At 72.1% G+C, this 13,230-nt stretch carries 9 protein-coding genes; 5 read left to right on the top strand and 4 right to left on the bottom strand.

Annotation, left to right across the window (positions count from 1 at the left end):
- The first annotated feature begins 28 nt into the window (after positions 1-28).
- Positions 29-892 carry a S49 family peptidase gene (locus VP06_RS24175; protein ID WP_048466355.1) on the top strand — a complete coding sequence of 288 codons (864 nt, stop codon included), beginning with the start codon at positions 29-31 and terminating at the stop codon, positions 890-892.
- Between the two features lie 47 nt (positions 893-939).
- Here VP06_RS24175 and VP06_RS24170 read toward each other — a convergent pair whose 3' ends face one another.
- The 3 genes from VP06_RS24170 to VP06_RS24160 all read right to left on the bottom strand — a co-directional run bounded on the left by VP06_RS24170 (position 940) and on the right by VP06_RS24160 (position 4,403).
- Positions 940-1,317 carry a hypothetical protein gene (locus VP06_RS24170; RefSeq protein WP_048466354.1) on the bottom strand — a complete coding sequence of 126 codons (378 nt, stop codon included), beginning with the start codon at positions 1,315-1,317 and terminating at the stop codon, positions 940-942.
- A gap of 259 nt (positions 1,318-1,576) precedes the next feature.
- Positions 1,577-2,206: a L,D-transpeptidase gene (locus tag VP06_RS24165; protein WP_048466353.1), complete on the bottom strand. Its 630-nt coding sequence runs from the start codon at positions 2,204-2,206 to the stop codon at positions 1,577-1,579.
- A 109-nt stretch (positions 2,207-2,315) separates the two neighbouring features.
- On the bottom strand, positions 2,316-4,403 hold the full coding sequence (locus tag VP06_RS24160; protein WP_048466352.1) for a prolyl oligopeptidase family serine peptidase: 2,088 nt from the start codon (positions 4,401-4,403) through the stop codon (positions 2,316-2,318).
- A gap of 176 nt (positions 4,404-4,579) precedes the next feature.
- Here VP06_RS24160 and VP06_RS24155 point away from each other — a divergent pair, with 176 nt between their 5' ends.
- The gene (locus tag VP06_RS24155) at positions 4,580-5,731 is read left to right on the top strand and encodes a ceramide glucosyltransferase (RefSeq protein WP_048466351.1); all 1,152 of its coding nucleotides are present in this window, start codon (positions 4,580-4,582) and stop codon (positions 5,729-5,731) included.
- A 324-nt stretch (positions 5,732-6,055) separates the two neighbouring features.
- On the opposite strand, the gene VP06_RS24150 is transcribed toward VP06_RS24155, so the two are convergent.
- Complete coding sequence (locus tag VP06_RS24150) at positions 6,056-6,391, bottom strand: PilZ domain-containing protein (RefSeq protein WP_197093277.1); 336 nt, start codon at positions 6,389-6,391, stop codon at positions 6,056-6,058.
- A gap of 452 nt (positions 6,392-6,843) precedes the next feature.
- On the opposite strand from VP06_RS24150, the gene VP06_RS24145 reads away from it, so the two are divergent.
- From VP06_RS24145 to bcsA, 3 genes are all read left to right on the top strand, one after another.
- Positions 6,844-9,477 carry a PAS domain-containing hybrid sensor histidine kinase/response regulator gene (locus tag VP06_RS24145; RefSeq protein WP_053082015.1) on the top strand — a complete coding sequence of 878 codons (2,634 nt, stop codon included), beginning with the start codon at positions 6,844-6,846 and terminating at the stop codon, positions 9,475-9,477.
- A 499-nt stretch (positions 9,478-9,976) separates the two neighbouring features.
- The gene (bcsS, locus tag VP06_RS24140; RefSeq protein ID WP_048466349.1) at positions 9,977-10,735 is read left to right on the top strand and encodes a cellulose biosynthesis protein BcsS; all 759 of its coding nucleotides are present in this window, start codon (positions 9,977-9,979) and stop codon (positions 10,733-10,735) included.
- Between the two features lie 2 nt (positions 10,736-10,737).
- Positions 10,738-13,230, top strand: a 2,493-nt coding sequence (gene bcsA, locus VP06_RS24135; RefSeq protein WP_053082014.1) for a UDP-forming cellulose synthase catalytic subunit, incomplete at its 3' end; no start/stop codon positions are given.

Here is a 13,230-nt window from a genome sequence, read left to right as displayed (position 1 = left end):
GGTCCCGTCTCGGAGACTCCGCCCCGTCATGCCGTTCCGGCCCCTCGCCGCCCTGCGCGCGCTCCTGCCCGACGTCCTCGCCCGTCGCCATCCAGTGGTGCCGGTGGTGCGCCTGAGCGGAGCCATCGGGGCGGTCACGCCCCTGCGGGCCGGCCTGTCGCTCGGCGCCTGTGCCCCGGCGCTGGAGCGCGCCTTCGGCATGCCGGGGATCCGGGCGGTGGCCCTCGTCATCAACTCGCCCGGCGGCTCGGCGGCGCAGTCGCACCTGATCTTCAGCCGCATCCGGGCCCTCGCCGCCGAGGCCGGGGTGCCGGTCCTCGCTTTCGTCGAGGATGTCGCGGCTTCCGGCGGCTACATGATTGCTTGCGCGGCCGACGAGATCTTCTGCGATCCATCCTCCCTCGTCGGCTCGATCGGGGTGGTCTCGGCAGGGTTCGGCTTCACCGGCCTGATCGAGCGCCTCGGTGTCGAGCGCCGGATCCACACCGCCGGCAAGGCCAAGGCGATGCTGGACCCGTTCCGGCCCGAGAACCCGGACGATGTCGCCCGCCTCAAGACCATCCAGGCCGACGTGCAGGCGATGTTCACGGAACTTGTCCGGAGCCGCCGTCCTCAGCTCAAGGGCGATCCCGACGAGCTGTTTTCCGGCGCTGTCTGGACCGGCCGTCAGGGCTTGGCGCTCGGCCTCGTCGATGGCCACGGCGATGTCCGCTCGGTCCTGCGCGCCCGCTTCGGCGATACGGTGACGCTTCGCGTGATCGAGCAGGCCCGGGGCGGCCTTCTCGCCCGGCTGCTGCGCCGGCGCGAGCCGGGGGCAGTCGGCCTCGCGGCGATCGAGGGCGCGCTTGCCGTCCTCGACGAGCGCGCGGCCTTCGGCCGCTACGGGCTGTAACACCAACAGCCGAAGATGCTGACGCATCCGGCCGTTGCTCCAAGCCCTCACGGCGTGGCCTGCTCGCGCAGGCTCGCAGGCAGTTGTGCCAGGCACAGGATCTGGTCCTGGCGCTCGTAGGTTTCGCGCTCGCGGATCGCCCGCTCGACCTCCTCGGTGCTGGCGCTCGTATAGCGCAGGCCGAACGGCACCGAGCCGTCCTTCGGATAGGTGGAGAGCTTGCGCCGCGTCTCGGCCCGGCAATAGGCGGTCCAGTCCTGCGACAGGCCGAGCCGGTGGGCGTACTCCGCCACCGCGACCCCGACCCGCCTCTGCGCCTCGCGCTCGCTCCGGGCCAGCGCCCGGTCGTCGAGGCCGTTGACGAGCCCACTGACCACGAAGCCGAGGGCGACCGCGATCGACATCAGGACGAACAGGCTGCGCATCCGAAAGCCTGCTCCCTGGCGGTGGCGCGACATCCCTTAGCTGTCGCGCGCCGGCTGGTTCGGCAAGGCGGAGAGCCTGCCTGATGGATCCGGAATGCGACGCGAAGGACGGGCTCATCCCACCCGCGACCTCATCCTTCGAGCCTTCCTGCGGTCGCATCTTAGGATGATGTCGGGTGTGGGAGAGAAGAGACCCGTGTGGTTCTCTTCTCGCAAGTCAGGCGTTTCTCGGGTCGATCTGCGAGAACCGAACGTCTCTTCAGTAAGAGGGACCGTAGGAATAGTACGTCGCCCCGTAGCGCGACGGATAGGTCGCCCCGACCGGCTGCCAGCGGTCGTCGCCCCACGGATCGACGGCGCGGCGGCGCGAGACCCGGGGAGCCTGCGCAAAGCCGTCCTCGTCGAGGCGCTCCCGGCGCATCCGGGCCTCCCGCTGGGACGATGCCCGTCCGGCGATCGCGGTCTCGTCGCCGCCGATCACCACCCGGGTGTTGCCCATGCCCTCGGCCTTGACGAGGGCATAGAGCGTCGCGGCCTTGCCCGGGGCGAGGCGCACGCAGCCATGGGACGCCGGGGTGCCGAGGCGGCGCGTGTGGTTGCTGCCATGGATGGCGTGGCCGCGGCCGGTGAAGAAGATCGCGTGCGGCATCGGCGCGTCGTCCCACTCGCGCGAGTGGTAATCGGCCACCATCCGCGAGGGCGAGAAGGCGCCCCGCGGCGTGCTGTAGCCGGCCATGCCGGTGGAGACCGGCCAGTCGTAGAGCGTCTGCCCGTCCCGGCTCACGGTCATCCGCTGGGTGGTCTTGTCGACCTGGATCAGGATCCCGGCCCGCGCCTCACCGGTCCAGGCCACGCCGAGGGTGACGAGGAGGATCGCTGCGGCGCGCATCGTGGAGAATCCCTGTTCCGGCTGGAGGCGACGGCATGATGCCACGCTTGTCCGCCGGAATGACGTGCGCGCCGCGCCCGAGTTCCCGAGTTTGACTGCGCAGACACCGTTATGTGCCGGCCACCTCCGGCTCCCAGCCGATCGCCCGGCGCAGGAAGGCGGCGCCCAGGGCCGCGAAGGCGGCGGTCTCGGCGCTGGTCTTGCCGTGGGAATGGCCGCCGGCCTCGGGCTCGTAGAAGCGGGCGGCGTAGCCGAGGGACTGGAGCTTCGCCGCCATCTTGCGGGCATGGCCCGGATGCACCCGGTCGTCGCGCCGGGTCGTGGCGATCAGGATCGGCGGGTAGGGCTTGCCGGCTGCCGCGACATGGTAGGCCGAGATCGTTTGCAGGAAGGCCCAATCCGCCGGGTCGTCCGGGTCGCCGTACTCGGCGATCCAGCTCGCCCCGGCCAGAAGCTTGGTGTAGCGGCGCATGTCGATCAGCGGCACCGTGCAGAACAGCGCGCCGAAGCGCTCGGGGTAGCGCGTCAGCATGTTGGCGATGAGGAGCCCGCCATTCGAGCCGCCCTCCGCGGCGATGCGGCCGGGCCGCGTCACGCCGCGGCGCACCAGGTCGGCGGCCACCGCCGCGAAATCGTCATGGGTGAGCGCCTTGCCCTCGCGCCGCCCGGCCTCGTGCCAGCGGGTGCCGAACTCGCCGCCGCCGCGAATGTTGGCCACCACCCTTGTGCCGCCCTTGGCGAGCCAGAGCCGGCCGAGCACCGCCGAGTAGCCGGCGAGGTTCGTCACCTGGAAGCCGCCATAGCCGGAGAGATGCACCGGCGCCTCGCCGGTTTCCCCGGGCGGGCCGGCCTGGACGTAAGGGATGCGCTCGCCGTCGCTCGACACCGCCTCGTGCCGTGTCACCACCAGGCCGTCGGCCTCGAACAGGGCGGGGGCCTGCTTGAGGACGGTGGGTGCGGCGAGGTCGGGCCTCGTCGTCAGCAGGGTCGAGGGCGTGACGGGGTCGTTGGCGGCCGCCAGGAGGTCGCCGTTCGATTCCTCCTCCTCGCCGTCCATCGACCAGACGCTGACGACGCCGAGTTCCGGCAGTCCGCCGACCCGGCTCTCGGTCCAGCCGCCCGAAGCGGGGGTGAAGACCGGAAACACCGCCTTCAGGTCGTCGAGGATCGACAGGACCAGCTGCCCGCCGGTCCAGAAGAAGCCCTGCAACGCCCGGCGCGGGCCGGGGGTGAACAGAACCTGGAAACCTCTGTCCCCTTCCAAAAAGGCGTCGAGGCGGATGCCGAGCACGCTGTCGGCCGGATGGGTCGTGCCGCCCACCGCCCAGGGCGTGCGGGTGCGGACGGCCAGGAAGCCGCGGTGCCAATGGGCATCGGCATCGGTCGGGATGTCGAGGCGGGTCTTCGGGCCGGTGCGGTCGCCGAGGCTGATCGTGCCGTCGAAGAAGCCGGTGCGCTCGGCGAAGACCAGGCGTTCGGGCGTCGCCTCCCGGTCGGGATAGCCGTAGGCGACCATGCTGGTGGGGGCGGCGGAGAAGATCACCGGGGCGTCGAGCGGGTCGGTGCCGCGCCGCCACAGCCGCACGGTGCGGGCGTACCCTGAGGGCGTCGCGTGCTCCGGCCCGCCGAGGGGGCTTGCGAGCAGCAGCGTGTCGGGATCGAGCCAGACCGGGATGCTCTTGGCTTCCGGCAGCGTGAAGCCGTCTGCCACGAAGGTGCGGGTGTCGAGATCGAACTCGCGCATCACCGTCGCGTCGCCGCCGCCGCGGGAGAGCTGGACCAGCGCCCGGGCGTGGCGAGGCGGCAGGCTGGCGGCGCCGCTCCACACCCAGTCCTCGCCCTCGTCGCGGGCCAGCGCGTCGAGGTCGAGGAGCACGTCCCAGGCCGGCTCCGCCTTGCGGTACTCGTCCTGCGTGGTGCGCCGCCACAGGCCGCGGGGATGCTCGGCATCCTGCCACAGGTTGTAGAGGAGGCCGCCGCGCCGGGTCACGCCCGGGATCTTGTCCGGCCGGTCGAGGGCGGCCTTCAGGCCGTCGCGGTCGGCGGAATAGCGGCCGTCGGCATAGGCGGCGAGCGTGTCGGCGTTCTGCGCCTCGACCCAGGCGAGGGCCCGCACGCCGTCGATCTCCTCGAGCCAGAGATGCGGATCGTCGTCGGGGGCCTGGAGGGTCGGGCGGGGATCGGGGGTCAGCGGCATGCCGGGCTCATCGGTTCGCGGTTTCTCGAAGATCTAGCTGGGCCGGGGGCTTGGTCCAGGTGATGCCGGACGGGGCGATCGGTGCCGGAGCGGGCGGCACCGTCATACGGTTGCAACAACCCGCCTGTTTGAGGGGACGACAGGGCGCAGGTCGGCACTGGCCCGGGAGGACCCGCATGACCGGTACCGGCATCGCTGCCATCATCTGCCTCGCCCTCACGGTGATCAACCTCGCGAGCCTCGCCATCGCCCGGCAGCGCCTCGGCCGGCGGGATCTGCTCCCGGCCGGGTGTGAGGAGGCGCCGGTCACGGTGGTGCGGCCGGTCTGCGGCCTGGAGACCTACAGCGAGGACACGCTGGGCTCCGGCTTCCGCCTCGCCTATCCGCGCTACGAACTGATCTTCTGCGTCGCCCGCGCCACGGACCCGATCGTGCCCCTGGTCGAGCGGCTGATCGCCGCGCACCCCTCGGTGCCGGCGCGGCTGATCGTCGGCGACGAGCGGGTGAGCGACAACCCGAAGCTCAACAACTGCATCCGCGGCTGGGAGGCGGCCCGGCACGACTGGGTGATCCTGGCCGATTCGAACGTGCTGATGCCGCCGGACTATATCCAGCGCCTGCGCGCCGCCTGGCGGCCGACGACGGGTGTGGTCTGCTCGACCCCGGTCGGCACGCGGCCCGGGAACGTCTGGGCCGAGGTCGAGTGCGCCTTCCTCAACACCTTGCAGGCGCGCTGGCAATATGTCGGCGAGGCCCTGGGCCTCGGCTTCGCCCAGGGCAAGAGCATGCTGTGGTACCGCCCGCTGCTCGAATCGCAGGGCGGCATCCGGGCGCTCGGCGCCGAGATCGCCGAGGATGCCGCGGCGACCAAGCTGGTCCGGGCGATGGGCCGCAAGGTCCATCTCGTCGCCTCGCCCTTCGCCCAGCCGCTCGGGCCGCGCCGCGCCGCGGAGGTGTGGTCGCGCCAGTTGCGCTGGGCGCGCCTGCGCCGCGTCACCTTCCCGCTGTTCTTCGCCCCCGAGATCGGCACCGGTGCGGTGATCCCGATGCTCGCCGCCTATCCGGCCGCGGGCGGGGGCCTGGCCGGCCTCGCCGCGACGCTCGGCACGGCCGCCGTCTGGTATGGCGCCGAATGGGGGCTCGCCGCCCGCAACGGCTGGCCGCATTCCTGGCGCTGGCCGTTCGCCTGCCTCGTGCGCGATCTCCTGTTCATCCCGATCTGGTTCGCCGCCTGGGTCGCCCGCGACATCGTCTGGCGCGGCAACCCGATGGACATCCGCACCAAGCCCGCCCGTCTCGGCGCCGACGCTCCCGCCACGGTGCCCTGATCGCCCGCCCGGGATCGCGCCACGGGGCTTGCGCGTCGCGGCATCCTGCCGAATGACTCATCGGCCCAAGATGCTGACGCATCGGGCCGATGAACCATCTCAAATTTTCGGTACTCAGCCAAAGGCTGAGCGAACATTGGCGAACGGCACCAAAGGTCGTTTTCAACGACCTTTGGTATGACGCGGGGCGGCCTCGTCCGCGGTGCCGCCGCTCGTCTTGCGCGGCGTGCCGTGGTCGAGGAGCCCCGGCTTGGGGGCGGCTCCCGGTCTGTCGCCGTCAGCGTGCGGCGTGAAGCCGGCCGGCCGGCCGTCGACGACCGTCCGTCACATCTCCGGCGCCGTCCAGATCCGGGTCAGCCGCGCCAGCCGCACCAGGGCGTTCTGGAAGCGCTCCGTCGGATCCTCGACCCGCGCATGAATCCCGAGCGCGCTCAAGCTCACGACATAGGCTTCGACCTCGCCGATGGTGGCGGCCTCGACCCGGATCCGGCTGCCCGGATTGAGCGGAGCCAGCATCACCGGCGCCAGCAGCAGGCCGCCGCGGCTCAGGTTCAGGATCTCGGTGCGGTAGCTCCGGCCGCCCTGATGAAGGCGGGCCGACAGGGTGACGGGGAAGCGCGTGTCGCGCCGCCGTTCTCTGCCGAGCCGGGCCTCGGCCATGACGGCCGCCGATGCCGAGGAAACCGTACCGATCTGGGGCGTATGGGGCGTCGCGTTCATACCCATGCTGGTCGCAGCGAGAGGTTAAGTCTCGTTTAATGAATTGATGGTTAACCAATATCTGACAAGTTTCCGTTCTTTCCGCGAGACCGCTGCCGCCATGACGAAGGGTCGCGATGCAAGCCCGGGCCCGGTGGTTCTCCGGGCATGGAAGAAGGCCGCCCGCGGCGCAGGGCCGGGCGCGCAACCGGGGCCTCGTCATGGCCGATGAGACCTTCGCAGGGATGACCGTCGCAGGCGAAACGTTGGGGCAGGGCGCCCTCAGGCACGACACCTTTCGGCAAGATATCCTCCGGCAAGACATCCTCCGGCAAGAGCACGGGCGCCGTGGGGCGTGGTCCGGTTGGCGCGGCGCCCTCGCGCGCCTGTTCGGGGGCAGGTCGGCGGAGCGGATGCTCGCCGGCTGCCCGGACCTCGTCGCCGAGATCGACGGCGCGGGCCGGGTCGTCTGCGCCTCCCCGGCGAGCCGGACGCTGACGGGACGCGCGCCCGAGACCCTGGCCGGCCTCGCCCTGGCGGATCTGGTCCATCCCGAGGACCGCGCCGGCGTGGTGACCGTGCTCGCCGGCGGCGGCGCGGTGATGCATCGCCTGTCCCACGCGGATGGGCGCTGGATCTGGGTCGAGACCCGGCTGTCCGCACAGGGGACGCCGCGCATCGTGGCGATCCGCGATGCCTCCGCGCGCCACGACGCGGAAGCGTCGCTCCGCGCGAGCCGGGCGCATTATCGCGCGCTCGCCGACACGCTGCCCCAGCTCGTCTGGATGGAGCGCACCGATACCGGCGACACGGTCTACGCCAATCCGGCTTTCGAGCGCTATTTCGGCGCCATCGGCCCGGGGAGGAGCGGCCGTCTGGAGCGCTACCACCCGGACGACCGGCCGCGGATCGCGGCGGCCCTGACCCAGGGCGGATGCGGCGAGGCGCAGGGGCGCCTGCGCGACCGCAACGGCGCGTATCGCTGGCACCAGCTGTCCTTCCAGCCCCTGCGCAAGGACGACGCGCTCCTCGGCTGGCTCGGCTCGGCCCTCGACATCGACGAGATCCTGGCGGCCCGCACGGCGCTGGAGGAGACCGGGGACCTGCTGCGTCTCGCCCAGGAGGCCGCGGGGGCGGGCCTGTTCGACCTCGATCTCGTCACCCGCGAGGTCACCCTGTCGCCGGAGAGCGCGCGGCTGCACGGCCTGCCCGGCGATCGCCCGGCGGTGATCGCCCTCGGCGCCTGGCTGCGGCGGCTCACGCCGGGGGACCGCAAGCCGGCGCTCGCGGCCCTGCGCGGGGCGATCGCCGGCGGGGGCAAGTTCGACATCGCCTTCCGGGTCCAGCTGCCCGGCGGCCAGCGCTGGATCCAGGCGATCGGCCGGCTCTGCCGCGACCGGGACGGCCGGACCCTGCGGGTGACCGGCCTCAACCTCGACATCTCGGCCCGCAAGGATGCCGAGGCCGGGCTCGTCGCCGCCAAGGCGGCGGCGGAAGCCGCGAAGGCCGCCGCCGAGCGGGCCAATGCCGCCAAGACCGATTTCCTCTCGGCGATGAGCCACGAGATCCGCACGCCGCTGAACGCGGTGATCGGCTTCACCGGCCTCCTGGCGCAGGCGGAGGATCTGGAGCCGGAGCTGCGGCGCTATGCCGGCCTCGCCCGCGCCTCGGCCGGGGGGCTCCTCACCCTCGTCAACGACATCCTCGACTTCTCCTCCGTCGAGGCCGGGGCGGTGTCCCTGCGGCGGGAGCCATTCGCGATCGAGGCCCTGGCGGAGGGCTGCCTCGGCGTGGTCGGGGCGGCGGCGGCCGAGAAGAGTCTCGCGGTGACGAGCGCCATCGACGCCAGCCTGCCGCGCCGCCTCGTCGGCGACGAGGCGCGCCTGCGCCAGATCCTCCTCAACCTGCTCAACAACGCGGTGAAGTTCACCCCCCGCGGCAGCGTCGCCCTGTCCCTGCGCCACGAGGGCAGCGGCCGGGCCGGCGAGCGGATCCGCTTCTCCGTCGCCGATACCGGCATCGGCATCCCGGCCGAGAAGCAGGGTCGCCTGTTCGAGCGCTTCTCGCAGGTCGATAGCTCGATCCGCCGCGACTACGGTGGCACCGGCCTCGGCCTCGCCATCAGCCGCCGCCTCGTCGAGGCGATGGGCGGCGAGATCGGGGTGATCTCGTCGGCCGGGCGCGGCGCGACCTTCTGGTTCACCCTGACGCTGCCCCGGGCCGAGGAGCAGGCGCCGCCGCAGGCCCGCCCCGCGGCCGTGCCGGGGCGCGCGGGCCGCATCCTCCTCGTCGAGGACATCGAGGTGAACCGCGAACTCGCCTGTCTGATGCTGCGCAAGGCCGGCCATGCCGTCGACGTCGTCACCGACGGGTTCCAGGCGGTGCGGGCGGCCGAGGCCGGGAGCTACGACCTCGTCCTGATGGACGTGCAGATGCCGGGCCTCGACGGCCCCATGGCGACCCGGCTGATCCGCTGCCTGCCGGGTGCGGCCGGGCGGGTGCCGGTGATCGCGATGACGGCCAACGTGCTGCCGGACCAGGTGCAGTCGTTTCGCGACGCCGGGATGGACGACCACCTCGGCAAGCCCTTCGCGCCGGCCGAGCTGACCGCCCTGCTCACCCGCTGGCTCGATCGCGGTCCGGTATCCGAGGACGAGCCCGCGGTGCTCGACCAGTCGCTCTATGACGGCGTGCGCGCCTTCCTGCCGCCCGAGGCGGTGCGGCGCCTCCTCGGCCACCTCGCCGAGCAGGTCACCGGGGCGCTCGCCGGGGAGGGGAGTGAGGCCGCCGAGCGGGCGTGGCTGCGCTTCGAGGCGCACGGCCTCGTCTCGGCGGCCGGCATGCTCGGCTTCGCCCCGCTCTCCCGGGCCTGCGCCGAGCTGGAAGCCTGCGGCGAGGACGAGGTCGCCCGCGACCCCAGCGCGTTCGGGATGGCACTCGCCCGGGCCCGGGCCCGCTGCATCGCTGCGGCATTCGAGACCCGCCGCCTGATCGCCGGCCTGGAGGAAGCCCCCGCCTCGCCGGGTGGCCTCGACCGGATGGGTTAGGGCGGGGGCGTCCCGCAGCACTCCCTGAGCCGCAAGCATGCGATCGGGCCCCAGTCCGCTTCCGCGTCGAACGATGGATCGCTTCAAAGTCGAGCGATCTCCCCTCTCCCGTGTGGGAGAGGGGTCGGGGGCGAGGGTGACACGCTTCAGCAATACAGTGTGAACCGTCGTGCTCGCAGCGGAGCGGCGGGAGCTTGCGCCGGCACCGTCGCCACCCTCGCCCCTACCCTCTCCTACGCGGGAGAGGGGATCCCACGACTTCCCGGACAAGGTGCACGGCTGGGGGAGCTGTGCCGATCGCCATCCCCCGCCTATCCCGGCACGGCTGTGGATGCGGGGCCCGGCCAGGCTTGACGCCCCCTTCCGGCGCCCCGTCCCGCCGCCATCATCCTGAAGGACGTAAGACTTCATCGCGCGGGATGCCGCCCGTCCCGGCAAGGTCTGCTTAAGGATGTGCGTCCGATCCTGCCCGTGTTGCAGGGTCTCGTGGCGTATCGACATGCACCCCACTCTCGCCCGCGTCGTCGTCCGGCGCGGCCCGTTTCCGCGCGTCCTCACCGGATGCGTTCTCGCCCTGACGGCCGCCTCCGGCCGGCCGGCGCTCGCGGCTGACTGGTATACCGGCGCCGAGACCGCCGGGGCCCAGGACTCCTGGATCGTCTCGGTCGATACCTCGACGACCGTCAGCTCGCAGGGCTCGCAATTCGCCGGCGCGACCGCGACCGCGGCGCCGGCCGGCACCCTCCTCACCAGCGGCCTGCGCCTGCGGGCGGACGCGACGATCGGCTCGTACCGGGCCGGCACCGGGCTCGGCCAGCAGGCGGAGGTCGCCGCGATGGTCGGCTATGGCTGGGTCTGGCCGGAGGCGGTGCTGTCGGCTTTCGTCGGCCTCAACGTGCGCCGCAACGAGATGCCGGGGCTGGAGGCGAGCCTGCGCAATGCCGGCGGCCTCAAGGCGGCCCTCGACCTCTATGCCCGGCCGACCCCCGGCACGATGGTGCACGCGACCGGCACGTATTCGAGCACCTTCAACGCCTATTACGGCCGCCTGCGCGGCGGCGTTGCCGTGATGGGCGGATTCCTGGGGCCCGAGGTCGCCCTGCTGGGCGACGATTATTACCGGCAATGGCGGATCGGCGCCCATTGGAGCGGGTTCCAGGTCGGCGCGCTGCAATTCGGCGTCGCGGCGGGCTATCTCCACGACCAGACGCGCAAGGGCGGCCTCTACACCACCGTCGACATGCGGGCGGGCTTCTAGCGATGGCCGCCGCCCTTCGCTGGATCGCCTGGGGGCTCTCGGCTCTCCTCACGGTCGGGTTCCTCGTCCAGCCGGTCGGCCCGGAGGCGCAGACCTGGCTTTGCGCCGCCGCCTGCGCCGGCATGGCCGCCCTGTGGCTGCTCGCCCCGCGGCGCGGCCTGCCCCGGCTCGCCTTCCTGGCCCTCGGCAGCCTGGTGGTGATCCGCTACGTCTATTGGCGCCTCACCGGCACGCTGCCCTCCCTCGACGATCCGGTCGGCCTCGGCTTCGGCCTGATGCTGCTCGGCGCCGAACTCTACTGCGTGCTGATCCTGGCGGTCAGCCTCGTGGTCAATGCCGATCCGCTGGTGCGTGGGCCCGTCGCCCTGCCGCCGGCCGCGGCGCTGCCCGCCGTCGACGTCCTGATCCCGAGCTACAACGAGCCGACGGAGCTGCTTGCCGTGACCCTCGCGGCGGCGCTCAACCTCGACTATCCGGCCGACAAGCTCACCGTCTGGCTCCTCGACGACGGCGGCACCGACCAGAAATGCGCCGATCCGAACCCCGTCAAGGCGCAAGCCGCGAAGGACCGCCGGGCCGCGTTGCAGGCGCTCTGCCGCGCGCTCGGCGCCCGCTACCTGACGCGCGCCCGCAACGAGCACGCCAAGGCCGGCAACCTCAATAACGGGCTCGCCGCCTCGCGCGCCGAGATCGTGCTGGTGCTCGACGCCGATCACGCGCCGTTCCGCTCGTTCCTCGCCGAGACGGTCGGGCTGTTTGCGCAGGACCCGAACCTGTTCCTGGTCCAGACTCCGCACGTCTTTCTGAATCCCGATCCGATCGAGCGGAATCTCCGCACCTTCGCCCGCATGCCGTCCGAGAACGAGATGTTCTACGGAGTGACCCAGACCGGGCTCGACAAGTGGAACGGCTCGTTCTTCTGCGGCTCGGCGGCGCTGCTGCGACGGCGGGCCCTCGACACCGTCGGCGGGTTCTCGGGCATCACCATCACGGAGGATTGCGAGACCGCCCTCGACCTGCACGGCAAGGGCTGGACCAGCGCCTATGTCGGGCAGCCCCTGATCGCCGGCCTTCAGCCCGAGAGCCTGGCCGACTTCATCGTCCAGCGCGGCCGCTGGTGCCAGGGCATGATCCAGATCCTGATGCTCAAGAACCCGCTGATGAAGCGGGGCTTGGCGCCGATCCAGAAGCTCGCCTACCTGTCGAGCATGACGTACTGGTTCTTCCCGCTGCCGCGTCTGATCTTCATGCTCGCGCCGCTCCTGCACATCTTCTTCGACGTGAAGATCTTCGTCTCGTCGGTGGACGAGGCCCTGGCCTATACGGCGACCTACATCGTCGCCAACCTGATGATCCAGAACTACCTGTACGGCCACGTGCGCTGGCCGTTCGTCTCCGAGCTGTACGAGTATGTCCAGGGCGTGTTCCTGGTCCGCTCGATCGCCGCGGTGATCCTGTCGCCCCGGCGCCCGAGCTTCTCGGTCACCGCCAAGGGCGCGGGCCTCGACCACGACCACCTCTCCGCCCTGGCCTGGCCGTTCTTCGCGATCTTCGCGGCTCTCGCCGGCGGCTGCGGCATGGCGGCGTGGCGCTACCTCTACGAGCCCGGCGTCACCAGCCTGATGCTGGTCGTCGGCCTGTGGTGCGGGTTCAACCTGGTGATCGCCGGGGTGGCGCTGGGCGTCGTCGCCGAGCGGCGCCAGGAGGAGCGCAGCCCGAGCCTGCCGGTCGGCCGCCCGGCCCTGGTGACGATCGGATCCGAGCAGGGGACTGTCCAAATGTCCGTCCAGGTGCCCGTCCAGGTGCCCGTGATCGTCGACCGGATGAGCGCCGAGGCCGCGACCCTGCGCCGGAGCGATGGCGGGGCCTGGCCGGCCATGCCGGAGGGCGGCGTGCTTCACGCCGCCGCCGGTCCCGCCTTGCGCTTCACGCTCCAGGCGGCGCCGGAGCCGGAGCTGCGGGTCGTCGCCTTTGCGCCCCTCGCGCCGGCCCAGTATCGCACGGTGGCCGGCCTGATGTACGGCGATGCCGCTGCCCTGCGCGCCTTCCTGAAGGGCCGCCGGCGCCACCGCGACCTCCTCACCGGCAGCCTGCGCTTCCTCGCCTGGGGCGTCGTCGAGCCGGTGCGGGCTCTGTCCTATCTGGGCAGGTCCGAGTCCCGCTCCGCGCCGCCGTCGGTTGCCGCTCCTGCGCCGGACGTGACGCCGGGTCCTGCCGGGACCGTGGCCGATCGTCTGCCCGAGATCTTGCCCGAGATCTTGCCCGACACCTTGGCCGCGGCCCCGGCGGTCGCCGCGTTGCCGCTTCCGCTCGCCCCCGAGCCGGCGCCGCACCGGATCCTGGCTGACGAGATCGCCCGCGAGCGCGAGGCGGGCGTGGCGCGTGTCGCCGCGGTGCCCGTGCCGCCGATCCCGGCCGCGCCGCCGGTGATGGGAGCCCACGTGCACGTCCCCTTACACGTCCCGTTGGAACTCCCCTTCGAACGTCCCTTCGAA

The organism is Methylobacterium aquaticum (assembly GCF_001043915.1).
Classification (GTDB): Bacteria; Pseudomonadota; Alphaproteobacteria; order Rhizobiales; family Beijerinckiaceae; genus Methylobacterium; species Methylobacterium aquaticum.
Note: the sequence above shows the minus strand (reverse complement) of the source record. Positions and strands in the feature narration are given on the sequence as shown.

Excerpts from the sequence above, each read along its gene's own strand:
- VP06_RS24170 (WP_048466354.1), bottom strand. The coding sequence starts at position 1,317 with ATGCGCAGCCTGTTCGTCCTGATGTCGATCGCGGTCGCCCTCGGCTTC.
- VP06_RS24150 (WP_197093277.1), bottom strand. The coding sequence starts at position 6,391 with ATGGCCGAGGCCCGGCTCGGCAGAGAACGGCGGCGCGACACGCGCTTC.
- bcsS (WP_048466349.1), top strand. The coding sequence starts at position 9,977 with ATGCACCCCACTCTCGCCCGCGTCGTCGTCCGGCGCGGCCCGTTTCCG.
- VP06_RS24160 (WP_048466352.1), bottom strand. The coding sequence starts at position 4,403 with ATGCCGCTGACCCCCGATCCCCGCCCGACCCTCCAGGCCCCCGACGAC.
- VP06_RS24145 (WP_053082015.1), top strand. The coding sequence starts at position 6,844 with ATGCTCGCCGGCTGCCCGGACCTCGTCGCCGAGATCGACGGCGCGGGC.
- VP06_RS24165 (WP_048466353.1), bottom strand. The coding sequence starts at position 2,206 with ATGCGCGCCGCAGCGATCCTCCTCGTCACCCTCGGCGTGGCCTGGACC.
- VP06_RS24155 (WP_048466351.1), top strand. The coding sequence starts at position 4,580 with ATGACCGGTACCGGCATCGCTGCCATCATCTGCCTCGCCCTCACGGTG.
- VP06_RS24175 (WP_048466355.1), top strand. The coding sequence starts at position 29 with ATGCCGTTCCGGCCCCTCGCCGCCCTGCGCGCGCTCCTGCCCGACGTC.